The 24,868-nt window shown below is 40.3% G+C and carries 24 protein-coding genes; 6 read left to right on the top strand and 18 right to left on the bottom strand.

Features of this window, described 5'->3' with window-relative positions; genetic code table 11:
- Positions 1–327: 327 nt before the first annotated feature.
- The gene (locus tag RWZ05_RS03695) at positions 328–1,263 is read right to left on the bottom strand and encodes an Abi family protein (RefSeq protein ID WP_314642224.1); all 936 of its coding nucleotides are present in this window, start codon (positions 1,261–1,263) and stop codon (positions 328–330) included.
- A 235-nt stretch (positions 1,264–1,498) separates the two neighbouring features.
- Entirely contained in the window at positions 1,499–2,089 is a 591-nt protein-coding gene (locus tag RWZ05_RS03690; protein WP_314642221.1) for a nitroreductase family protein, read from the bottom strand.
- A 210-nt stretch (positions 2,090–2,299) separates the two neighbouring features.
- On the opposite strand from RWZ05_RS03690, the gene RWZ05_RS03685 reads away from it, so the two are divergent.
- From RWZ05_RS03685 to rbsB, 6 genes are all read left to right on the top strand, one after another.
- Positions 2,300–2,956 (top strand): NAD(P)H-binding protein, encoded by a 657-nt coding sequence (locus tag RWZ05_RS03685; protein WP_314642220.1) that lies wholly within the window; start codon positions 2,300–2,302, stop codon positions 2,954–2,956.
- A gap of 372 nt (positions 2,957–3,328) precedes the next feature.
- Positions 3,329–4,216 (top strand): ribokinase, encoded by an 888-nt coding sequence (gene rbsK, locus RWZ05_RS03680; protein ID WP_314642218.1) that lies wholly within the window; start codon positions 3,329–3,331, stop codon positions 4,214–4,216.
- A 135-nt stretch (positions 4,217–4,351) separates the two neighbouring features.
- Complete coding sequence (rbsD, locus tag RWZ05_RS03675) at positions 4,352–4,765, top strand: D-ribose pyranase (protein WP_314642216.1); 414 nt, start codon at positions 4,352–4,354, stop codon at positions 4,763–4,765.
- A 138-nt stretch (positions 4,766–4,903) separates the two neighbouring features.
- Positions 4,904–6,385, top strand: a complete 1,482-nt coding sequence (locus tag RWZ05_RS03670) for a sugar ABC transporter ATP-binding protein (protein WP_314642214.1) — start codon at positions 4,904–4,906, stop codon at positions 6,383–6,385.
- The gene (locus RWZ05_RS03665; protein ID WP_314642212.1) at positions 6,385–7,320 is read left to right on the top strand and encodes an ABC transporter permease subunit; all 936 of its coding nucleotides are present in this window, start codon (positions 6,385–6,387) and stop codon (positions 7,318–7,320) included. The genes RWZ05_RS03670 and RWZ05_RS03665 overlap by 1 nt, the downstream gene beginning before the upstream one ends.
- A gap of 9 nt (positions 7,321–7,329) precedes the next feature.
- A complete protein-coding gene (rbsB, locus tag RWZ05_RS03660) occupies positions 7,330–8,232 on the top strand; it encodes a ribose ABC transporter substrate-binding protein RbsB (RefSeq protein ID WP_314642211.1) in 903 nt (300 codons plus the stop codon).
- A gap of 77 nt (positions 8,233–8,309) precedes the next feature.
- On the opposite strand, the gene RWZ05_RS03655 is transcribed toward rbsB, so the two are convergent.
- The 16 genes from RWZ05_RS03655 to RWZ05_RS03580 all read right to left on the bottom strand — a co-directional run bounded on the left by RWZ05_RS03655 (position 8,310) and on the right by RWZ05_RS03580 (position 24,845).
- Complete coding sequence (locus RWZ05_RS03655; RefSeq protein ID WP_314642209.1) at positions 8,310–8,708, bottom strand: hypothetical protein; 399 nt, start codon at positions 8,706–8,708, stop codon at positions 8,310–8,312.
- A 79-nt stretch (positions 8,709–8,787) separates the two neighbouring features.
- A complete protein-coding gene (locus tag RWZ05_RS03650) occupies positions 8,788–9,270 on the bottom strand; it encodes a GNAT family N-acetyltransferase (protein WP_314642208.1) in 483 nt (160 codons plus the stop codon).
- Positions 9,271–9,385: 115 nt separating this feature from the next.
- A complete protein-coding gene (locus tag RWZ05_RS03645) occupies positions 9,386–10,159 on the bottom strand; it encodes an amino acid ABC transporter ATP-binding protein (protein ID WP_314642207.1) in 774 nt (257 codons plus the stop codon).
- Complete coding sequence (locus RWZ05_RS03640) at positions 10,156–10,872, bottom strand: amino acid ABC transporter permease (protein WP_314642205.1); 717 nt, start codon at positions 10,870–10,872, stop codon at positions 10,156–10,158. Before RWZ05_RS03640 ends, RWZ05_RS03645 begins: the two co-directional genes overlap by 4 nt.
- 6 nt (positions 10,873–10,878) lie before the next feature.
- Positions 10,879–11,595 (bottom strand): amino acid ABC transporter permease, encoded by a 717-nt coding sequence (locus RWZ05_RS03635; protein ID WP_314642203.1) that lies wholly within the window; start codon positions 11,593–11,595, stop codon positions 10,879–10,881.
- 55 nt (positions 11,596–11,650) lie between these two features.
- The gene (locus RWZ05_RS03630) at positions 11,651–12,490 is read right to left on the bottom strand and encodes a transporter substrate-binding domain-containing protein (protein ID WP_314642200.1); all 840 of its coding nucleotides are present in this window, start codon (positions 12,488–12,490) and stop codon (positions 11,651–11,653) included.
- On the bottom strand, positions 12,483–13,925 hold the full coding sequence (locus RWZ05_RS03625) for an MmgE/PrpD family protein (protein ID WP_314642198.1): 1,443 nt from the start codon (positions 13,923–13,925) through the stop codon (positions 12,483–12,485). Before RWZ05_RS03625 ends, RWZ05_RS03630 begins: the two co-directional genes overlap by 8 nt.
- 100 nt (positions 13,926–14,025) lie before the next feature.
- On the bottom strand, positions 14,026–15,141 hold the full coding sequence (locus RWZ05_RS03620) for a glutathione S-transferase C-terminal domain-containing protein (protein ID WP_314642196.1): 1,116 nt from the start codon (positions 15,139–15,141) through the stop codon (positions 14,026–14,028).
- 361 nt (positions 15,142–15,502) lie between these two features.
- The gene (locus RWZ05_RS03615; protein WP_314642194.1) at positions 15,503–16,831 is read right to left on the bottom strand and encodes an S-layer homology domain-containing protein; all 1,329 of its coding nucleotides are present in this window, start codon (positions 16,829–16,831) and stop codon (positions 15,503–15,505) included.
- Between the two features lie 132 nt (positions 16,832–16,963).
- Positions 16,964–17,617 (bottom strand): pyroglutamyl-peptidase I, encoded by a 654-nt coding sequence (gene pcp / locus RWZ05_RS03610; protein ID WP_314642312.1) that lies wholly within the window; start codon positions 17,615–17,617, stop codon positions 16,964–16,966.
- A gap of 35 nt (positions 17,618–17,652) precedes the next feature.
- Complete coding sequence (locus RWZ05_RS03605) at positions 17,653–18,582, bottom strand: DUF979 domain-containing protein (RefSeq protein ID WP_314642192.1); 930 nt, start codon at positions 18,580–18,582, stop codon at positions 17,653–17,655.
- 1 nt (position 18,583) lies between these two features.
- On the bottom strand, positions 18,584–19,333 hold the full coding sequence (locus RWZ05_RS03600) for a DUF969 domain-containing protein (RefSeq protein WP_314642191.1): 750 nt from the start codon (positions 19,331–19,333) through the stop codon (positions 18,584–18,586).
- 211 nt (positions 19,334–19,544) lie between these two features.
- Positions 19,545–20,030 (bottom strand): GNAT family N-acetyltransferase, encoded by a 486-nt coding sequence (locus RWZ05_RS03595; protein WP_314642189.1) that lies wholly within the window; start codon positions 20,028–20,030, stop codon positions 19,545–19,547.
- 242 nt (positions 20,031–20,272) lie between these two features.
- Positions 20,273–22,231 carry an S-layer homology domain-containing protein gene (locus RWZ05_RS03590; RefSeq protein ID WP_314642188.1) on the bottom strand — a complete coding sequence of 653 codons (1,959 nt, stop codon included), beginning with the start codon at positions 22,229–22,231 and terminating at the stop codon, positions 20,273–20,275.
- Between the two features lie 684 nt (positions 22,232–22,915).
- Positions 22,916–24,103: an MBL fold metallo-hydrolase gene (locus RWZ05_RS03585; protein WP_314642187.1), complete on the bottom strand. Its 1,188-nt coding sequence runs from the start codon at positions 24,101–24,103 to the stop codon at positions 22,916–22,918.
- A 202-nt stretch (positions 24,104–24,305) separates the two neighbouring features.
- Positions 24,306–24,845, bottom strand: a complete 540-nt coding sequence (locus RWZ05_RS03580) for a hypothetical protein (RefSeq protein ID WP_314642185.1) — start codon at positions 24,843–24,845, stop codon at positions 24,306–24,308.
- Between the last annotated feature and the right edge of the window lie 23 nt (positions 24,846–24,868).

Raw genomic sequence — 24,868 nt, 5'->3', positions numbered from 1 at the left:
TTTTATCACTCTTCGAGGATTTGTGAAAGTCTAGAGGCTATCCGTAATGTTAATGTACAATCACCTAATTAATACATAAACATGAAGAAAATAATTTTATACACTTTCCATTTATATAAAAGAAAGAGGCTACCTAAGTAGCCCCTTATCAATATTTTAATATACTATCGAAATATATTAAAATCAGAAAATCCTATGCCATATATCCAAATCTACTATATACACACTCAAAAAGTCCCTGTGCGCGCCAATATAAAAAATAAAGCAACACCGAATTAACGATGCTGCCGCTTGAAACCAAAAATGGTTTTTCTATGTATCTAAATATTACCTTATACAGAACCATGTGTCAATAGCTCTAATAAGCACATTAAATGTAGATTTTATATTATCATGTAATCTATAATCATTATCTCGGAAAAAGCGTTTCTTAAGTTCATCTAATTCACCGCATATATGTCGATGAACCCCATTACTAGTACATATTCTCTGATGAGCATACATTGTAGTTAAGATTTGATATGTAGAAATATGACCCAAATGTCTACGTCTGCTAGATGCTGACCGTATAAAAGCAGTGCACTCACGCCCCAAATCAGCATTAATCCGTTTATTATGTTTAGAATTTATATCATTGATAATACAATTATTATGAGCACATGCATTACGTAGGCTTTTAACGGTATACATTAAGTATAATCGTTCTGTAATCTCAGTATTTTTCAATAAGTCTGCACAATATTTATAGAAGTATAAATATTGTCCAAAAGAAATCATTTCTAGAAAAGCCCATACAGGACAACGTTTATTTTGATTCTCAATATATTTAGCATATAAATTACCACAATATAAGCTACCACTATTTTTCCATAAGTCATGCTGCAGTTGTTCAAAATTAGATTCCTCTAGCTGATTCATATAATCCTCAACTACATCATATGGATCAATATTATTCTGTTGTAAGGCAGATAATAAATGAACTTTTGAAAAATGCTCAATCCCAATAGCCATTTCTAACATGATTCGTCTCAATCTATTATCAATACATGCTAAATCAATTAAGTAGCTAAAATCTAGATTTACATATTTTCCAGTTTTTGTAGATTTTAAAAAATTCTTTCTAAAGGCTCTAATTTTAAAATAGTTGTTATTCTCAACTAAATATTGTTCTGATTCCACTTCAGAAATATTATGAAACGTAATACCTTTATTAATACAATGCTCTACCTGCTCTCTTGGTGTTAAAAAAGGACCTTCTGACATACCTTCACTCCCTCCATTATCGATACACAACATACGTCCAAAATAAAACTATACATTACAAGTATAACACTAGAAAGTATTTGCTTCACCGTCTATTCTAAAAAAAAAATGACCTAACATCCATTTAAGGATATTAAGTCATTTCCAATCTTAATCTTCCAAGTTTTTATCATCACGCGGTTTCTTTGATTTCTTTAGCCACACCCATTGTAATATCTTTTACTTCATGTGACCTTTACTCTTTAAATTCTACGACCATATCAAATGGCTTGCACTGTTTTTGATACGGTACCGCATCAGGCACACCTAATGCGATGGCTCCCACCAACTGTCCTTTCAGATTCATATAATCGACTAGTTCGGGATACGCAAAGCATGTATTGGCAATCCATAATGTGCCATAGCCTAACTCAGTGGCCGCCAACAATATGTTTTCTACAGATGCACCGATAGCTAAGGAGTCAGAAATCTCTGAAATGCGCTGCGCCACATCAATTGGTTCATACGGCGATGAACCATTGGTATTCTCAATCATAATTACAACGGGCGCTTCATTCATAATACGTAATGTATTAAACGCATCAGGTAAGCAATAGCGAAAGGTTGGTAAAACAGCCTCTTCACCCTCTTCTCTCTGTAATCCCTGTTCCATGCAGGACAGAATCTGTTCCTTTGCCGTCCCTGTATATACATAGTACTTCCAAGGTTGTCTATGTTTAGCAGAAGGTGCTAGCAAGCCTGCTTGTAAAATGGTATGAAGATCTTCTTTGTTTACAGGTATATTTTTATACTTTCGTATGCTTCGCCGTTTATTGATTATATTCATAGGGCCTCCACCATATAAGATTGCATTATAATAATATATAGTTCATATAGTAATATATTTTATCCATCCATACAATATGATTCAGACTTACAACACCCCTTGGCATCTAGAATAATCAAACATTAGCGCATCTTATGCTGTATTCTTCATGTCACACTTGTAATTATATGGTATGATATACGAAATATCACATTAATATTGGAGGGACTTATGTACAAATACATAACAATTCTAGGAGCCGCGGGCCAGATTGCACAAAAGTTGACTGCTACATTATTAACATATACAGATATGCACCTTACATTATATGGTCGCCAATTATCTACGCGTTTGCATCCAGAAATCCTCGAACACGAACGCGTTACAGTCATCGAAGGTTCTTTCCAAAACCCTGCCAAATTAGAACAGGCTGTAACAAACGCTGAAATCGTTTTCGTAGGTGCAATGGAGGCTGGCAGTGATATGGCAGCTATTGTGAAAGCATTGAGCCGTAAAAATGTACGCCGTGTTATCGGACTTTCTATGGCTGGTCTTTCTGGTGAATTCCCTGCAGCACTTGAAAAATGGACCTTCGACAACTTGCCGATTAGCTATGTACAAGGCGAGCGTCAAGCACGCAATGTGTTACGCGAATCCAATTTAAACTACACAATCTTGCGCCTCACATGGCTCTACAACGATCCAGAAAACACGAATTATGAACTCATCCCTGAAGGCGTTCAATTCAACGATGCCCAAGTTACACGCGAAGCTGTAGTAAAAGCCATCTTCGACATCTTACACGTAGATGATGAAACACCATTCCACCGCGCAAGCATCGGTATTGGTGAGCCAGGTACACATTTCGACAAACCTAGTTTTCACTAATATCTAACTGTATAAATTATTAAAGACTATCTACTATTGTGGGTAGTCTTTTTAGATTATAATATATTACTCTTTTAAAGTGGTATATCCTTTTTCTGCCGAGTACATTTTTACTCATGAAAGGCCGTTTTAGGATATACCTTTTCTTATTCCTATATTTTATAGTTATTTATATAGATAAAGTCGGTTATTTACGCTATACTAATAAATGATTAAGATACACTTATAGGTATGTGAAACTAAAGGCCTTTATGGTCATCGATTATATTTATATATACAATTTATTGTATATGCAACATAAATTTCATGTATAAAGATAATTGATATCCGTTTTCTGTCCCACTTAGGGCAAGGGCTGATTAAGGAGTTATTATGAATCGCATTGTTGTTATAGGCAGTTGCAACATGGATATTGTAGTCCTCGCGGACAAACGCCCCACTGCAGGTGAAACAATTATGGGCAACGAGTTGCACATCGCACATGGCGGTAAAGGGGCCAACCAAGCGGTAGCAGCTGCACGTCTAGGTGCAGAGGTTACTATGGTTGGTTGCATCGGTGAAGATGCATACGGCCAAATGATACTGGATAACCTGAAAGAAAATCATATCAATACAGACTACATCGTTACAGTTCCAGATACTACAACAGGTACAGCCCACATTACATTAGCAGAAGGCGACAATAGCATCATCGTTATTCCTGGCGCTAATGCTAAGGTAGATCAATCTGTCGTAGATAATGCTTGGTCTGCTATCGAGCAAGCAGATCTCGTACTGGTACAAAACGAAATTCCTATTCCCACAATCGAATACATCGTACGTCGTTGCCACGAGGCTAATGTGAAAGTCCTCTTAAACCCAGCTCCAGCGGCTGACCTCAATCCTGAATGGTTAGAATTGGCGACCTATATTACGCCAAACGAGCATGAATTATCTGCTCTCTACCCTAACCAATCTACAGAACAAACATTATTGGCTAATGAGAATAAAATCATCGTTACCCTTGGCAGTAAAGGTGTAGGCTACGCTGACAACGGCAAAATCCACACCGTATCCGGCTTCAAGGTTAAGCCAGTAGATACAACAGGTGCAGGCGATACCTTCAACGGTGCCTTCGCAACGGCTATCGTTAATGGTAAAAGCTTAGCCCACGCTTTGCATTATGGCAACGCAGCTGCTGCCCTCTCCATCCAACGTTTGGGTGCCCAAGGCGGCATGCCTACGAAGGACGAGGTCGACGCATTCTTGGCTAAACAGTAACGAACGGAACAGGACTTTAAAAGCTCCGCCGGCCGGGTCTGACTTCGGCCTTCGCCCTCTATATAGTAAATTTAACAAATCAGTACGTGAGGCTTAGAAAGCCTTATGTATTGAAACGATAAAAAGGAGTTTACCATGCAACGACACGGCATTTTAAATAGCCATATCGCTAAGGTTCTTGCAGATCTTGGTCATACAGATACGATTTGTATTTCTGACTGTGGTTTGCCAGTACCTGAAGGGGTTCAAAAAATTGACTTAGCCTTAGATTTTGGGGTACCAAGCTTTGAACAAGTGGTATCCATCATCGCTAAACATATGAAATCCGAAGCCATCCATGTGGCAAAGGAAATTAAGGAACATAATCCTGAAGCTTATGACTTCTTGGAGTCTACCTTCCCATCCAATCAATACGAATGGATTGAAACGAGCCATGAAGCTTTCAAAGAAGCCACAAAACAATGCAAATGCATTATTAGAACTGGTGAAGCATCTCCGTATGCGAACATTATCTTGCGCGCCGATTGTATTTTCAGCGATCGTCCTTAGAGCAATAGCTTAACCAACTAGTTTTATACATTAAGCATCCGAACCTGTGAATTAGGCGACTCGGCTTACAAAATTTAACTAACTATCAGATCTATTACATACATTAGAGATACTTTCACCAATCATATAGGAGTAGTTATGGAAATTGTTATGTCAGGCATTGCGAAGGCATTTGGTACGAACCAAGTACTGCGCGATGTAAGTATTACCCTTAAGGAGGGCGAGGTTCACGCCTTGATGGGTGAAAATGGGGCCGGCAAGTCCACCCTCATGAATATCCTTACGGGCATTCACAAGGCAGATGCTGGTACAATCACCATCGACGGCGTAGAGCGCACCTTCCCGAACCCGAGAGAGGCCGAGCTAAACGGTGTGGCTTTCATCCACCAAGAGCTCAATATTTGGCCAAATCTAACATTGTTAGAAAATCTATATTTAATGAGACCAAAGCGCAATACATTCGGTATGCTCGATAAAAAAGCGATGCTCACCGAGGCAGAAAATACATGTCGCGAACTAGGCATCGAATTGCCACTCACAAACGAGGCAGGCCTTTGCTCCGTTGGTCACCAACAAATGACGGAGATCCTTCGCATCTTGATGTTAGATGCAAAGGTTGTCATCATGGACGAACCAACAGCAGCCCTCACAGAGCGTGAAACGGCAACATTGTTCAAAATGATGCGCAAAATGAAAGCACGTGGCGTTGCCATCGTATATATCTCTCACCGTATGGAAGAGGTATTTAGTGAATGCGATACGATAACAGTTATGCGTGATGGTCACACTATCATTACAAAACCAACAGCTGAGATTTCTGTAGACGAAGTGGTACGCCACATGGTAGGCCGTTCTATTGACGAGTTCTACCCTGCTCGTACGACAATACCAGGCGAAGTGGTCATGAGCGTAGATAAGCTAAAACCAGAAGGCTTTGACAACGACATTTCCTTCTCCTTGCGCAAAGGCGAAATTCTCGGCGTAGCAGGCCTCATGGGTGCTGGCCGTACAGAAATCATGCGCGCCATCTTTGGTGTAGATAAACATAATGGCGGTACCGTAACAGTTAACGGCGACCTTCTCAACTGTAAAAAACCAGAAGATGCCATCAAAGCTGGCATTGCTTTCATCACAGAAAACAGAAAAAGCGAAGGCTTGATCCTCGATTTCTCCATCGGTTCCAATATTACATTGCCGAGCCTTGGCGAAGTTTGCCCATCTAATATACTTGATAAGGGCAAACTCAATTCCTTTGCTGACGAATTGTCTAAAAAACTAGGCGTTAAAACACAATCTATTCACGAACCGGCGTCATCCCTATCCGGTGGTAACCAACAAAAGGTAGTTATCGCGAAATGGGTTGGTAAAAAGCCATCCATTATCATCATGGACGAACCAACACGGGGTATCGATATCGGTGCGAAACGTGATATTTATGATTTAATGAACGAATTAACGAACGATGGTGTGTCCATTATCATGGTGTCCTCTGAGTTACCGGAAGTGCTGGGCATGAGCGACCGCGTTATGGTCATTCATGAAGGTCGCGTAGCAGGTATCTTGGACCGCAGCGATGCAACACCAGAATCGATTATGACATTAGCCACAGGAGGACAATAATGGACAGCAAAGCGCTACAATATGTAAAAAAATTAGGCCCCCTCATCGGCCTCATCCTTTTATTTGTAATTATCTCTGTCATGAACGACAGTTTCCTTGAATTCTCTAACTTGCGTAACTTGTTGCGCCAAGTATCCATCAATGCGATCATCGCCTTTGGTATGACGTTCGTCATCTTAACGGGCGGTATCGACTTATCCGTTGGTTCCATCCTTGCCCTTTCTAGTGCAGTGATGGCTCAGCTTATCGTAACTGGTACTGACCCTGTATTGGCTATCGTATTAGCTGCCGGTGCCGGTCTTGTATTGGGCGGCATTAACGGTCTCATTATCACTTATGGCCGCGTAGCTCCATTTATTGCTACCTTGGCGACCATGACCATCTACCGTGGTGCAACGCTCGTATTCACAGACGGTAACCCAATCTCCGGCCTTACCCAAGATCCTCTATTCCACGGCTTTGGCCAAGGGGATATTGCAGGCCTTCCAGTTCCAGCAATCACAATGTTCCTAGCTTTCATCGCCCTCTGGTTCGTATTGAGCCGCACATCCTTAGGTCGTAAAACATACGCCGTAGGTGGTAGCGAAAAGGTTAGTTACATTGCTGGTATCAAGATTGACCGCGTTAAAATCTTCGTGTATGCTTTGACTGGTATGCTCTGTGGTATCGCTGGTGCAATCATTACTTCTCGTCTTAACTCTGCACAACCTACAGCAGGTGCAGGCTACGAACTTGACGCTATCGCAGCCGTAGTTCTTGGTGGTACAAGCCTTGCTGGTGGTCGTGGTCATATCGTCGGCACATTAATTGGTGCCCTAATTATCGGTACCCTCAACAATGGGTTAAATATTCTCGACGTTTCCAGTTTCTATCAACAAGTTGTAAAAGGTATTGTTATTTTACTGGCTGTTCTTGCAGACCGCAAGAAAGCCTAGGAGGTTCCTATGAAAAAACTATTGTTACTGTTGGCGATGGCTATCATGGTTATCGGTCTTGTAGCAGGCTGTGGTAAAAGCGCTGATAACGGCGGCGACAAAAAATCCGGCACAATCGGCTTCTCTGTTTCCACATTGAACAATCCATTCTTCGTATCTATGAAAGAAGGCGTTGAGGCTCAAGCTAAAGAGCTTGGCCTTAAAGTTAAAATCGTTGACGCTCAAAATGATCCTGCAAAACAAGCAAATGATATTTCCGACTTGATTGCAAGCGGCGTATCCGTATTGATCATCAACCCTGTAGACTCTGCAGCTATCTCTACTTCCGTAGAAGCAGCAAATGCTAAAAACATTCCTGTCATCACTGTTGACCGCTCTGCTGACAAAGGCAAAGTAGTGGCTCACATTGCTTCTGATAACGTAAAAGGCGGCGAAATGGCAGCTGAACTTATTGAAGATAAAGTTGGCAAAAAAGCAAAAGTAGCTGAAATCGAAGGTATCCCTGGTGCTTCCGCAACTCGTGAACGGGGCCAAGGATTCCATAACGAAGCTGACAAAGACTTAATAATAGTAGCAAAACAAAGCGCTGACTTCGACCGTACAAAAGGTTTGAACGTAGCAACTAACATCTTGCAAGCTAACCCAGACGTACAAGCTATCTTCGCTCATAACGACGAAATGGCATTGGGCGCTATCCAAGCAGCTAAATCCGCAGGCAAACCAATCTTCATCGTAGGCTTCGACGGCACTGCTGACGCAGTAAAAGCTGTTCAAGACGGCACATTGGCTGCAACAATTGCTCAACAACCAGATAAAATGGGTAAAATCGCTATCGATACAGCTCAAAAAGTTATCAAAGGCGAATCTGTAGATGCTAAGATCCCTGTAGAGCTTAAAGTTGTTAAAAAATAATTGTATATAGAAACTGGGTACAGAAAAAGAGGCTGTAACAGAATGCGGTTTTACCGCATTCTAGTTGCAGCCCCTTTTTATTTTGGCTCTCGCTCTAAAAATTCTTTAAAAAACGCAATAAACCTTGGCAAGTATGTTTGATCTAAACTTTCAATAGTCATATTACATTTGTAATTCCAAGTGGTACAGATAGTAACATCCACTGTCAAAGCACCCTTTTGGTCTAAAGAGAATGTTAGCGTATCCCCTTCTCCCGTCAGAATATTTGTAAAGGTTGCTTTACCTTTGCAGTTTTCATACAAGTTAACTAATGCTTTGTAACCAGCATGAATCCCTGACCAATCACTAGGGTCAATATATCCAGAACAAATATTATATCCCCGTTTAATATATATGCCAAACACACCAAATGGAGATAACTCTGTATCCATATCAAAGGCAATTGTTACATTTGGTTCATTTACAATTTCATACATTCTATGTCACGCTCCACAAACAACATTTTTTGTTTATTATAGCACTGTATTTGTGAGTAAAATAGAAATTTTTGCCCATCTATAGCGTCTTCTTAAAGAATATGGTAGTATGCACCTTCCCAGGTAGTTGTACGCGCTTATATTCTTTAAAGCCAAAGTTTTCGTACATTTTAGCAAGCCACGGGTGTTCTGCGGCGGTACCAAGGGTTACAGCTGGTGTTTTATATACATTGCGGAGTAGCGCTTCTGCTTCGGCGAGGACTTCACGAGCATAGCCCTTTCCCTTATGTTCAGGAGCTGTTACAAAGTGTGCAATGTGCGGGTATACGTCCGGTGTAGCCTTTGGTATCCAAGGCATGCGGAATGAAATAGAGCATACCAAAGAGCCATCTACATAGAGACCATATACAGGATATTTTAAGATCCATGCGCGAGACTCTTCTTGGCTAAAGTTGATAGCATCAAAGGATATAGGGTAGTTCTTATTCTCTGCATATCCTGCAATCAATACCTCGTGGTACTCAGCCGCATCATCTACGGTTAATTGTCTAAATTCTTTCATTATGTACCTCGTTTAAAGCGACCTAACACATCAAGTATTAGGCCGCTGTTAATATCTATATTACTAAGATAGCACGCATTATTATAGCTCTGTATTATTTATAGCACTGTACTATTTATAATGCTGCGCTATCGAGAGGCAATTCACTATCGAGTGTAAGGTAACGGCTCAAGAATTTACGTGTTCGTTCTTCTTTAGGATGTTCGAGGACCACCTTAGGGTCACCTTGTTCTACGATGACGCCACCTTCCATGAATACTACTTGGTCTGCTACTTCTTTGGCAAAGCCAATTTCGTGGGTTACGATAATCATGGTTACTTCTAATTCTTTAGCAATCTTGCGGATAACGGCCAATACTTCCCCTACGAGCTCTGGATCAAGGGCTGATGTAGGTTCGTCAAAAAGGATAACCTCTGGGTCCATCGCAAGGGCACGAGCGATGCCGATACGTTGTTGTTGGCCACCGGAAAGTTGTACAGGATAGTAATCATCATAGCCTTCCATGCCCACTTCCTTGAGGAAACGTTGGGCAATCTGACGGGCTTCAGATTTTTTCATCTTTTTAACTGTTACAAGGCCTTCCATGATGTTTTCAATAACTGTCTTGTTAGAGAACAGATTATAAGACTGGAACACCATGGATGTATTGCGGCGTACGCTTAAAATTTCCTTATTAGACGCTTTATGTAGGTCTACAGAAATATCATTTAATTGCATCGTCCCTGCGTCGGCCTTTTCAAGGAAGTTAAGCGTTCTAAGGAACGTCGTCTTACCACTACCGGATGGACCGAGGATAACCGTTACAGAGCCCGTTGGCACATGTAGGTCGATGCCCTTTAAAATTTCACGGTTCCCGAAGGATTTGTGAACTTGTTTAATATCTATCATAATGCATTACCTCGTTTATACTTGCTTGCATAGACTTCTAAACGATGGAAGATAAATTCAAAGACAATCCCCATCACCCAGAATAGACCGGCCACCACGATGTAGGCCTCAAAATACTGCGAATTTTCCTCTGTATATAACTTTGCTGCGCCAAACAATTCAATAACCGTAATAACGAATACGATGCTCGTACTCTTCATAGTGTTAAGGAACTGATTAGTAAATAGTGGCAACGCAAAGACTGTCGCTTGTGGCAATACGATGCGACGGAACGCTTGGAACCAAGTCATACCGATAGCTTGAGCCGCTTCCATTTGACCTTTCGGCACCGATTGCAACGCAGCCCGGAAGATTTCACTCAAATACGCCCCTGTATGTAATGTTAAGCCTATAACGGCGACGAAGATAGCTGGCACCTTTTCAAAAGGCACATGCACACCCGTTTGATCCTCTAAGGCGAGGAATAGAATTGGCAATCCATAGTACACGAGGTATAAGAGAATCATATTTGGAATACTACGGCACAATAACACGTACAAGTAACTGAGCTGACTGAGCACAGGTACTTTATTTTGTTGTAGCACGCAACTTAATAGCCCTAGGATTGTACCCAAACCAACGCTGAGGAAGGTAATCATGAGGGTTACTTTCACATAAGGAATGACAGCAAAGAAGGTGCCATAAATATAGGTTGAATCAATAATGTGTCCCATAAGCCCCTACTCCTCACTGATCAAAATGCGTTGCGTTTCCTTGCCCGCAACGGTAAAACGTTTTTCAAGTAATCGGCCCAAAAGGGACACGATGATAATTAAAATGCCATAAATGATGGCTACGGCGACGAATAATTCAAGATAGCGTTGGCTATTGCCGCCCATGAGGTCTGCCTTACGCATCATATCTACAACGCCGACATTAAAGATGAGGGCCGTCCCTTTGAGCATGCCGATAACGAGGTTCGTCAATGGCGGAATGCTCATGGTGAAAGCCTGCGGCAAGATAATGCGCACATAGCTTTGGAACTCGGTCATACCAAGACTCTTAGCGGCTTCCTTCTCACCAGGCGCAACCGCATCAATACTGGAGCGCATGATTTCAGCGCTATACGCCGCAATATGCAATGTAAATACGGTATATACGAATACGAGGCCCGGCACATTTCTCATGTTAAGCCCCATATGGGACATGATTTCTGGCACCCCAAAGTATATGAGGAAGAGCTGTACCAAGAACGGTGTACCGCGCATAAAGGAGATAAATACAATAAATAATTGGTTTAATACTGGTACCTTCTTGAGGCGAATGATGGCTATGATAGAGCCCAAAATAACACCTAAGATGGCAGAAATAACGGTGATGAGCACCGTTACATGTACATAATTCAAGAGCTGTGGAAACGCTTGGATCATGTAGGACACATCAAAATACTTGCCCACAGTAGCACCTCGTTTCTAGACATAATAGAATAAGGCCGCCAAGGCGGCCTATTCGTTATTTTTGTGTTGGATCGAATGTGTAATCCCCACCAAGATATTGTTCAGAAAGTTTTTTCAACGTACCGTCAGCACGCATTTCTTTCATCGTTTTATCGATTTTTTCGTTTACTTGTTTCATGTCATCTGTACGTTTAGACAAGAAATATGTTGGTACTACTGCCAATACATCGCCTACGGCTTTGAGTGGCAAGCCACGGTCCTTAATAGCAGAGTTAATAACGTATTCGTACTCACCTGCTGCATCGGCACGGCCTGTAGCAACGAGATTCAATGTTTCGGCACCTGCTTTATCTGTGTAGATAATATCGATTGGTGGATTAGCTGTTTCGTTGAATTGTTTCACTAATTCATTGAACTCAGAAGATGTAGTAACGGCGATTTTTTTGCCTTTCAAATCATCTAATTTAGAAATGTCATTACGATCGTTTTTAACTACTAATTTACGTGTAGAGTAGTTATTAACTTCGTTTGTGTAGTAGTATTTTGCTTCACGTGTAGGATTGCGGCGCATTTGGTTTGCGATCATGTCCACTTGGCCTGCATCCATCGCTACGAAGGCAGCGTCAACGGCCATAGGTTTAAAGTTGAAGTGAAGGTCTGGATTACGACGTTCAATTTCTTTCAACAATTCTACGTCAAAACCTGTAAGGTTGCCGTTATCATCTGTGTAGGAATATGGGCGAACTGTACCGCGAGTAGCTACGTTAACCACTTTAGCATTTGGGTTCACTTTTTGTTCTTTAGATGTATCATCACCGCAGCCAGCTACAACGAGTACGCCTAGTGCTAATGCGCCGATGGCAAATAATTTCGTTAATTTCTTAGTATTAAACATGTAAAACTCCTTCTCCTCGCAATGTTTGCAGGAATGGCTCTACCCTATCAGTATTGGTAAAAGCCTCCATTATTCTATCTATTTGGTCAGCCTTCAAGGTCAGACCTAGTTTTATACGTATATCCTCTAGGTTGAGGGGATTCTTCGGTGATCCTTTCGGATTGTTCACCGTTTCTGTGAAAGCATCTCCATTTTTCAATGTAACGGTTACCTTTGTAATCCGTTCACTTTGAGATACCTTCGGCAAGTCATAAACCCGTTCTATCCGTGACATATAGTCTCGAATTGATTGGTCTATGGTATCTATCTTAAATAACTCATCCTGTACCGCCCCATAGGCAAGGACTTGGTACACGACGTACTCTATGGAAAACTGCCCTTCTCGACCCGTGCTAGGTAATGTATAGCGCAATGCCGCATCAGCTCCAGGCGGGAAATGAACAGTCACTCGATCTATATCATCCCAAAGGAATAAACCTGAGGCATTACATAGATTACATTTTTCTTTTTTCTCTGTATTTGCTAACACAGGGAGTGGGTCGGGTGTAGCACATAGTCTACGTTTACCTTGTTCCTCTGCATCTGGTGAAACGTTGTAGTGCTTAGACACATACGAAGAAGATGTATATATTCTATGTGCCACGACCTCTGCTGCTTCAGCGCCACAAATGGCTGCCGAGCAATATGGATGGACTTTCATCCACAAACCAGGCTCAATGAGTTGCCCTGGTACTAGCCAACGGCTAGCGATGTCATTTGATGTAACGGTAATATTACCGATAGTGTTAAACCAACCCCGTTCAGGGTCAAATGGTTTTGTACTTGTAGTTAGTGATGTATGTTTCAACAGTTCGTAAGCCCACACACCATTGCGTGCTGCCAGTCCAGCATGGAGCGGCTTACCGTCTGTACCACTTTGAAAGAACATGCCCGCCGATTGTGTGGCAGCCAGAGACAGGAGCTGAGCCAAACTTTCACCATGAAGGCCTCGCAAAGCGCCTATAGCGGCCGCCGCCCCAATCACACCAACGGTGCCCGTAGAATGCCATCCTTGGGTCCGATGGGCAGGATTGATGAGAGAACCAATAATTCCCTCTAGCTCGGCACCGATGATATAAGCACGAAGGAAATCATGCCAAGTATCGGTGGGCTCGAGCACTGCTAATAAAGCAGAGTATAAAACAGTACTGAAGTGACCCGCTAGATTCGCCTGTGCATCATCAAAATCTAGATAATGTGAAGCGAAGCCATAATACAAAGCCTTGTCATCCCCAACAAACCGAGCCAAGTCTTGAACAGCTGGCTCATCCTCTGCAGGTGCTAAGGATGCTAAATAATCTAGAAAGGCAATGCGAGCCACTGATAGGAGGTCCTCACGGTTCGTCACATCCGTTTGTTCTATGTAGTTCACAATCGTCTGTGTTACAGAATCCATGGGCCCTCCTATGAGCTATTTATAATTAAACAGGTTATCTATCAAGTATTTAACAATGATATATTTACCAAAATAATTATCTATCTAATTATCATTCTAATTATTTACCAAATTTTTCAGCACGGTCATTTGGTTCTAACCAAATAGCGTCGTCTGGACCTTTTGGAACGAGGCGTGGTAGATCTTCAAATGGCGTATGGTCTACATAGTAGAAACGTTTACGCATAGAGTCGAAGTCTGTTGTGCCTCCGAATGCTGGATTGGAGTACAAGTCCTTTGCGTAGTTCCAAAGGTTTGGATAATCTACGAGGCGTTTTTTATTAACCAAGTATTTTTGGTAGAATACGAGGTCAAAGCGAGCCAATGTTGGGAAGATACGGATATCTGGATCTGTAATCGTATCGCCCATCAAGTAACGTTGCTTGCTGAGGCGTTCTTCGAGCCAGTCTAAGCGAGCAAAGATACGGTCGTAGTAGTACTCGTAATCTTTTTGATTTGTTACGAGAGCCGCCAAGTTTACAGCCAAGTTAAAATCTGCGTAGATAATAACGTTCAACGCATCAATATCGGCACGTAATTCTTCTGGATAAATGTCTGGTGCATCAGGAGAGATGAAATCTTTGAAGCCCAATGCTAATTCAGTGGTTAACGCATGGTAGTCGTTGTTGACTACTGCACCAGTTGTCACATCTACAATGGCTGGTACTGTAGAACGTGCGTCGTAGTTAGGATCACCTTTGCGATACGCTTCACCTAAGGAGTGAATGCCTAGTACCGGATCTTTTTCATCTTTATCAAGGGTAAAGAACCAATCTGCAATAACCCCTGCTGGACGCAATGGATCAACAGTGCCCTTAGAGATTACTTTATCTAAGCCAAGCAAATCGATGGCAATAGCAATACGGTGAGCCCAAGGACAATGTTTAGACCATACAAGACGGTAACGGTCTTTTTCTACAGGTAGAAACCCTGGTTCACTCCCAAAAGGTGTAGTGAATTGAGGTTCTTCGCTATCAGAATATTTTTGACGACGGTTAAAATTCGATGCATCTTTACCTTCATACTCCTTTTGCTCCCCTTGAGAACGAGGGTTACTAGATTGAAACTCAGAAAAATCGATAGGACAAGGATTCATAGCACGTTGGAACTCAACTTCTTTTCGAGCTGCCGCGATACTAGGATCCTTGATGTTGCTTACATCTACTTGTTCACTCATTCTATTCTCCTTACAGAGGTCATCGCCATTAGCCTTGCCATACATCTCATGGTAAAAGCTTTTGTGATATCCCTCACTTATTCCTACTAATTTAATATGTTTATGTGATTATATTACATTATTTAAATACCCATGTCAATAGTAGGTATTTAAAATTTATAATGATTATTGAAACCAACATATAATGCTCTACTTTCAAGCAAAATAAAAAGCCCGAGCCATATCTTTTTAGATATAACTCGAGCTTTATTTAGATTATGTGTTATGTAGATATTATATGCTACGTAAACTATGTAAGTAGTATGCGTTATATAACTACTATATGGTATATAACGATTATATGTTATACAAACACCATATATTAGAACATAAAGTTTACATCTGTACGCCAGTAATCACCTAATTTATTGCCATCCATGTCTTTATTGCCAAAGCCATAGTAAGCGCCAATCGATACATTTTGGAATGGTACGTAGTTTACATTAGCTACGAAACCTTTGAACCCATTACGTACATGAGCTACGCCTTTAGTATCTACATAATGTTGATTGTAGAAGCTATAGGCAGGGGCAAAGGCACTACTGAAGATTGGAGAGTTTCCTTCTTGATAGTAATATTGACCACGTACGCTATAAGTATGAGCTTTCTTAATGTCATAGTTACCATAGCCAAGGCTAGCCATCCATGCATGAGAATCGGAAACGCCTGGTGCTGTAAGCCATTCGCCGAATACATTCCAACGGTTAAAGTTCATATTTGCATTAAGTCCCCAAATGTTTTTGTATGGAGAATCAATAAAGGATTTAACTTGTTTACCAGTAGCCGCATCAATATCTTGGCCTTGGTACAATTTACCATTATGGAAGCGACCATACATGCCGCCAAGGGTAACATGTTTATTAAGTTTACCCTTCACTTCTAACATAGCAGCAGAGATAGTATTCTCCTTATTTTGGTACGTACCTGCACCACCCCACCAGTAACCATAACTAGCGGATACATCGAGCTTACCATGTTTATACATGAGGCGAGCTCCATCAACGAGATCGTCATACATGAGACCTAGGCCCGGTGTATAGAGCTGACGACCTACGCGCAATGTAGTATCTTTACCAAAATGATGATCTACATAAGCAAGGTTAATTTTACCTTGTGTCGCATTGCTATTACCAAGTTCGCTAGAGCCTTGAATACGTACAACTGCATCAGTTTTATCGTTAACCTTAGCATTAAAGATAACGCGAGCACGATAATCAAAGGAGGAATGTTTACCATACGCATAGGCATCATCTTTCAACTCGCTGCCACGGTAACGCAAACGGTAGTTACCTGTCACCTTTACATTCCCTACTTGGTTTTCTAATTTTGCTACCCGTACGCCCAACGTGTTAAGCTCAGAACTAAATTCATCTGCCAAGCGATTAATCATAGCTTGTTGCTCAGCATTAGCTCTATCTTGATTAGCCATTGCCTTAGCTACCATTTGAGCCATTTTGTATCGCGTAATAGGATTATTTCCTCTGAAAGTTCCATCTGGGTACCCATTAATAATACCTGCACTTGCTAATTGTTCCACAGATTGATAAGCCCAACTAGAAGCGTCTACATCGGAAAATGGGTTGGCTGCATACACACTTACAGAACCCAATACCATACCGGAAACTAAACTTGCTACCAACTTTTTATTCATTAAAAAGACCTTCTCTCATATAGATATCACACAATATCTTTTATATTAATTTTACTTTATGTACCCCACCAGTACATTTGAAAGCGACAGGGTAATCAAGACCTGAATCAATCGCTATGGCGTCTGAGATATTTATTCGTGAGGTGTTGTATAGTTAATATCTTGTGCCTTGTAGCTTTTACCATGAGCTAATACGTGAACAATGGTTTCCAATGTAGTACGTACTGTTTCAACAGACATGCTCGGTTGATCTGGCTTGTTCACCACTTGGGATGGCAAGTACGGAATATGCATAAAGCCTGCTTTAACATTGCCTTTTTGAGCTGCATAATGCAACATACCGTACATAATATGATTACATACGAAGGTGCCCGCTGTATTAGACACTCTTGCAGGAATCCCCGCTTGGTGCAATGCATTAACTATATCCTTAATAGGAAGTGTAGCAAAGTAAGCACTTGGGCCATCAGCCACAACAGGTTCATCTGTAGGTTGGTTACCACCATTGTCCGGAATACGGAAATCATCGCAGTTTATAGCTACCCGTTCAATCGTAATGTCTGGGCGACCACCAGCTTGACCTACACAAAGGATGAAATCAGGATTACATGCATCAGCTGCTTCTACAGCAGTTTTAACAGATGAATAACGCACAGTTGGCACCATTTGAGTCACTACTTTGTAGTCTCCCTCTGTGTAACCATCCATTGTTTTAACAGCTTCCCACGCAGGATTGATGCTTTCACCACCGAAAGGATCAAAACCAGTAATCAAAATCGTTTTCATCATACTACCTCTATTATTCTTTCACAGTAAAAATGTTAAATAAAGTAATACATTAATAAGATATTTAATAGGAGCATAACTAATGCAATTGGAATTTGTGCTTTAATAACGCCGTATTGATCGCGCATTTCAAGGAGTGCTACCGGTACGATGTTAAAGTTTGCTGCCATAGGTGTCATCAAAGTACCGCAATAACCAGCAAGCATTGCAATAGCACCAACAGCGGCTGGGTTTGCACCATGAGCCACAACGAGCATTGGAATACCGATGGCACTAGTAATCATTGCAAAGGCTGCAAAAGCGTTACCCATGATCATTGTAAAGATAACCATACCAATGCAGTATGCAACAACTATGAGGAACACATTATCTGCTGGTACTACACTTGCTACGGCACTGGAAATAAGTTTACCTACGCCAGCCAAATTAAATAGATAGCCTAAAGCAGCTAATAATTGGGACAAAATAGCAGTCCAACCAATCGCATCGATAAGGCGGCGACCTTCATGGAAGCCTTGGTTAAGTGTACCTTTTGTAATGTAAAGAGCGGCACACATCGCGATGATTGCTGCAATACCTAGCCCCACAAGAGCACCTAGCTTAGTAAAGAAGCCAATTACGAAGGTAATGATACCCACAAGTAAAGCCGGTACGAAAATAATATTACCAATACGAACTGCTTCGTCTTTTTTAAATTCGATAGGAGATTCGAAGTAATGACCTTTGCCGAGTTGTTTTACAAGGACGATAGCCGCCATGGCAATTACAAGCCAACCATTGATTTCTTTAGAAAGATAAGAGCCAAAGATAAAGGATACGCTGTACAATAACCAGAATAAACCTGTGCCAATGCGATATTTATGTTCTTTATCCAAAAATGATTGGATCCCGAAAATAAATAGAATAATACCTGTAAGAAGGTATACATAATCTAAAGGCTGCATTTTATAGAGTATTTCTAACATATTAATTAGCCTCCTTCTTTAATTCTTCTGGGGTAACGAGGATATTAAATTCATTTGGTACTAATTTACCAGCTTTCATATCTGCTTCGTCACGAGCTACAGAGGCTTGAATTGTTTTATCAAAGATAATAAAACGAATAAAGTTAACGATATAGGCGCAAACAGCCGTTGGCAATCCGTACAATACCATATCTGTTAATTCCACAGAATAACCTAATTGTTCCATAACACCTTTGATGAGTAACAAGCCACCAGCAGCAAGGAATAAGTTTTGACCGAAGAAGTTACCACAGTTATCTGCAGAAGCAGCTATACCGCGTACCTTATCAAGTGTACGTTGAGACACAGGACGGCCTTGGGCAACTGCAGCCTCACTCATAGGCGCAATCAAAGGACGAACCATAGCCACCATACCGGACATGTTAATGCCAAAGGCTACTGTGACTTGACGTACAAATAAGTAAATCATAAATATACGGCCCGCAGTAGCAGCATTAATCTTACCGATTAAAATTTCTGCTCGTTCACGCAAACCATGACGTTCCATAAGGCCAATAACAGGTAAAATCAAAATAAATAATGACATATAACGATTTTTAACAAAAGCTTCGCCTATAGCACCAACGATATCGTTAATACTGAGACCACCTGCAAGGCCCGTTACAAACCCCGCGGCTACGACAACTAACAAGGCATTAAAGCGTAGCATCAAGCCGATGACCATCACTAAAATACCAGATAAGACTAACATAGTCTCACATCCTTTCAACAAACCATCTATAAACGTATAGTTCATAGATATACTATATATATTTTACATTATATACCCAAATATACATTTTTTACATAAATAAACCCTATACATTACTCCATTTAATGTGGCTTTTAAGTCTTATTATTAAGACAGTGCCTATTAAATGAAATCATGTATAGGGTTTAGCTAGTTTTTATAGAAAGATTTACTATAGTAAATCTTTTTTGAATAAAATTGTAGTGTGTTGTTTTCCTCTGAAATGAACCTTATCATACGCAGTAAACCCAAAGGATTCATACATTTTTGGCAACCAAGGATGTTCCTTAGCGGTCCCCAAGGTTACAGCAGGTGTTTTAAACTGTTCTTTTAAAATCTTTTCTGCATATCCCAACATTTCCCGTGCATACCCCTTCCCTTTGAAAGCTGGTGCCGTTACAAAGTGAGCAATATGTGGATATTTATCCGGTGTTGAATATTTCACCCAAGGCATGCAGAACGTAATGGAACTAACAAGTTGTCCATCAATATATAAACCATATACAGGGTAATTTTCGATCCATTCTTTAGATTCCTCTTCTGTAAAATCAATGGCATCGAATGAAATAGGATAATCTTTAATCGCTGCATAACCGTCAATTAAAACCTTGTGATATTCTGCGGTATCTGCTACTGTTAATTGTCTAAATTCTTTCATGGTCTTTCCCTCATCTTTATATTTATATTCACAAACTATGTATATTTATTTATCTGATGAAAGTTATTATACACCCATATGTATTTACTTGCAATATTTTTACATAAATATTATATGAAGTTTTAATACCTAATACAGAACTGCACTATGAGATATAGTAATAATAAAAAACAGGATGTATCACAGAGATACATCCTGTTTTTGAGCTTTCACGAGCTCGAGGGAAAGTTGTTATCAACGTATTATTGATTGATACGGGAACCGTATACGTCACGTTGAGTTTTTGGTTCGTCGTTAACGCGAACACGTTCAGTTTTGTGACGATCGTTGTCAGCACCAGAAATACGATCAATACGGAAGTGGTTAAGACGAATATTTTGTAATTCAGGACCGAATTCATCCATCGCACGTTTCATGTTTTCGTCGATAGGAGCACCATTTTGAAGTGCACGATACAACATAGTTGCGAATTCGTAACGAGTCATTTTAACGTCGCCTTTGAATGTGCCATCAGGGTAGCCAACAAGGATACCATTACCAGCCAATTGGCTAATGTATTGGTAAGCCCAATGATTACGAGGAACATCTGGGAATTCAGCAGTTTTGCTAGGATCGATGGCATGTGGATTCAAGATTTGTAACAAGTTATTATATTTGTTTTCCATATCTTGAAGACGTGCATTCAATTCAGCGATTTCACGCCCCATAGCTACGCGAGAACGGGACTCAGGGGAACGTTTACCAAGACGAAGAGATACGCCTGCGTTCAATTGAGTTTCACCAGTACCTACAGTACCACCAACGGAGAACATTGTATCTTCGTTAGGACGGTAGAAAGCACCCAATGCAGCGGAGTTTGCATTGTGGTAGTGACCATAACCAGCAGCAACTGTCCATTTTGTATCTGGATTGAAGTCCAATGGGTGTAATGCAGCCAATGCAGCAGAACCTGCACCTACTTTATTAACGCGTTTTTCAACATCGCCTACACGATTAGAGATATTTGTAATTTGGTTAGTTACGTTAGAAGGTACGCCATTATTAATTTGAGTTTGTAAATCGTTTGCTACGGAGTACAATTGACTACCGTTTACAGCGTCTGTAGAAGTAGCGGAAATTTCACCTGCTGCTACGTTGTGGATTTGACGTTCTTCACCAGCTTGGCCAACGGATACAGAACCTACAGGACTAGTGCCTGCAAAACCACCAAATGTATGACCAGCTACAGTTGCGCTAGTTACATTAGTAGCAGAACGAGTCGTAGAATTAGCACCTAAAGCAATGGAGTTTGCAGTGGATGCATTAGCTCTGTTGCCGATTGCAATGCTGTAGTCAGCAGTTGCAGTTGCATCAGAACCGAATACGTTAGTACGTAGGCCTGTTGCTTGAGCGCCAGCACCGAATGCTTGTGCATGATCGCCAGTAGCTGTAGCAGAGGAACCAATAGCATTAGCATGGTCGCCATTTGCTGTAGCATCAGCACCGATAGCATTAGCTTTGTAACCAGTAGATGTTGCTTGGTGACCAAGTGCTAAAGAACGTACATCCTTAGCATTTGCGCGTGTACCAATTGCAATACCCCAAGTTTTATCAGCTTGAGCTGCATGACCGATAGCAATTGTTTCGCTCATATTTGCTTTTGCTTCGTTACCTACTGCCAATGCAGAACTACCTAATGCAGTATTTTCAGAGCCAATAGCTACAGAATTACTATTCCAAGAACCACCGCTTATCAATGTAGCAGAATCAGGCTCATTATCGTAAGCACGATCACGGTAATTTGTAGTTGTACCATCTACAGTATTGTTATAACCATAACCGATAGCATTTGTACCGTTAACCCTATTGCTATCACCGAAAGCTTGTGCAAATGCACCTGTTACAGTGTTACCATCACCGAAAGCATTAGCTTGGTTACCATCAACAGTATTTTGGTTACCATATGCGCTGCTAGAACCATTAGCGCTTGAAATTGTGTTGCCTTGACCTACAGCGATGCTTGTAGCTGTACCATTAGCAACAGTACCATAAGACACAGTATTACTTGGAGCAGGAGATGCTGTAGCAGTACCTGCTGCAGAGATGAAACCCTCTGCAGTAGTAATAGGAGCTGCACTTACAGGAGCAACAGCAGTACCTACTGCTGCAGCGGCAGCTAATACAGCAAACGCTAATTTTTTGGAATGTTTGTTTTCTCTCATCTTACACCCTCACTAAATTAAAATTCTTAACCAAATACAATACAATACAAATTTTCAACCTCTCTACTTTTCCGCCTCTCTCCTCGGGCCGATTAGGTTATATTCCTTATTACCTCTCAAGAAATACATCCATATCAGTTTAAGAAAAATTTATATTGTTAATTACTTGCCTAGCATATCAAAGTTTTACGATATATACAAGCCTTTTTACCACATAAACTTCATTAATAAGTCTTCATATTGCTAAGAAATAGCATCATTACTAATATTCTTTGTTATATCAATATGCTTATTAATTTTTATTATGAGTAACAAAAATCACATCTTTTTTTAGATTCTACAGAATATATACTGTATATCTAATAAATAATTATTAGATTTATAAGTAATACAAATATTTTTAAATCTCCTCTAGACAGCATTCATATTAATTTCATGAACGCTCTATGAATTCTAAATCAAAGAATAGTTAACTATTTTTCTGAATTTTATATTATTTTTATTTTTATTGTATATTCTCCAATATATATGCAAATATATAATTAAACATATAAATATCATTCAGAATATACATATAAGTTTACCAAAATAAGACCATAGTCCATATATGAAGTTTATATAACTTTTTTATATAGGGAAAGCAAAAAAGCTCCTACATTCTATGAATATTAGGAGCTTTTTATATTAATTTAATAATGCTTTTACAAGTTCTTCTGCCTTGCTAAAATCATCTGCATCTGGATTCCAGTTACATTTAATTTCTGGTTCCACTACAGAGAAGCCATATTTAGTTAATTCTTCACGAAGCACTTTTGTAGATTCACCAGACCAACCATAGGTACCAAATACAGCGGCCTTTTTATTTTTAAACTTCAACTCACGTAAGAAATCGAGCCAACCAGCTACGGCTGATAATACACTATTACCTACAGTTGGAGAACCTACAGCAATGGCTTTAGACTTAAACACCTCTGTCATGATGTCATTTTTGTTAGTTTTACTAATGTTAAAGATCTTAACTCTCGTATCAGGAGATTGTTTAGCAATTTCATCGGCAATTTTATGAGCTAATTTCTTTGTGCCATCCCACATTGTATCGTATACTACTGTGATTTGGTCTTCTTGGTACGCTTGAGACCATTCGTAGTATTTTTCTACAATTTGCATTGGATTTTCACGCCAAATAGCACCATGGCTTGTAGCGATAATATCGATTGGCAAGTTGAGCTTTTGAATTTCTTCAATTTTAGCTTTTACCAATGGAGAGAAAGGATTCAAAATATTAGCATAGTATTTCATCGCCTCTGCCCATAAACGACATTGATCAGCCTTATCGGCCCATAACTCTTCTACCGCAAAATGTTGACCAAACGCATCATTGGAGAACAAAATATTGTCGCCAGTCATATACGTTGCCATAGAATCAGGCCAATGAAGCATGCGCATTTCTACAAATACCAAGGATTTCCCATTGCCGATATCTACGGAATCACCTGTTTTAACAGTTTTAAAATTCCATTCTGGATGATGATATTGCCCAACCAAGGATTTAACTGCATTTTCCGTACAGTAAATAGGCGTGTTAGGAATTTTCTCCATTAATGCAGGCAAAGATCCACTGTGATCTACTTCGCCGTGGTTACATACGATGAAATCAATCTTATTTAAATCAATTTCAGTTTCCAAATTATCAATAAACTCAGAAGAATGAGGCTTCCACACTGTATCGATGAGAACAGTCTTTTCTTCCTCAATCAAGTATGCATTTTGACTAGATCCATTATTAATACTGTAATCAGAACCGTGGAATTCTTGTAATTCCCAGTCGATTTTACCAACCCAAGATACATTATTTTTTATGTGCTTTCTCATAATAACCTCCATTTTCTGTGAAAGTATAGGTTCTCACCTCACTCCTATCATATTTATAACCAAGGAATAGGTGAAACTTTCACCAGTGCAACCAAATCTATGGCCTAAATGTTACATCAAAGGATATAACACGAATCGGTCATTAACTATATTTTTATTATATCGAAAGCACAAAAGACTGTCTGTATCTGCAGATACGGATTTAGCATTTTCCCTGTTTAGAGAGTCCTGGTATGGCTTTATAGATATATAGTGCAATATACCCATCAGCCATGCTATGAATGATGGTACCGCCACCAACAAGTCCAAATACAACATAAATAAGATTGATATTAGGCATGGACGTTGTAGTATAGAACAAGAGACAAGCCAATACTTCGCCAATAGCATGAATAATACCGCAAACGATGTTGAAAGCCGTAAACGATAGTCCCCCTGTTAGTACAGAAGGATGATGTTTAATATAGTACGCCCCCATCAAAGCAAATATTATATGAGATGCAGCACGCATAACGATAACGAGAGGGAAGCCTGCTACGAAGAAGCCTAATGTGGAGCCTATTACAACACAAGCTGCCATCTTACGAGATAAGAACATTGCTAGGAATATAGGCACGTGACTGGCTAACGTATACGAAGCCGGCGGTATAACGACTTTCAAAGGCATCATAATAGGAATCATGATGCCTAACGCCATCAACAAAGCAGTAATGGTTAAATTTCGATACATCGAAGAATTCATAAAGGCCTCCTTCACCAGACCAG

The sequence above is a fragment of the uncultured Veillonella sp. genome (assembly GCF_963543145.1).
Classification (GTDB): domain Bacteria; phylum Bacillota; class Negativicutes; order Veillonellales; family Veillonellaceae; genus Veillonella.
This window is presented reverse-complemented; position numbering and strand designations above follow the sequence as displayed.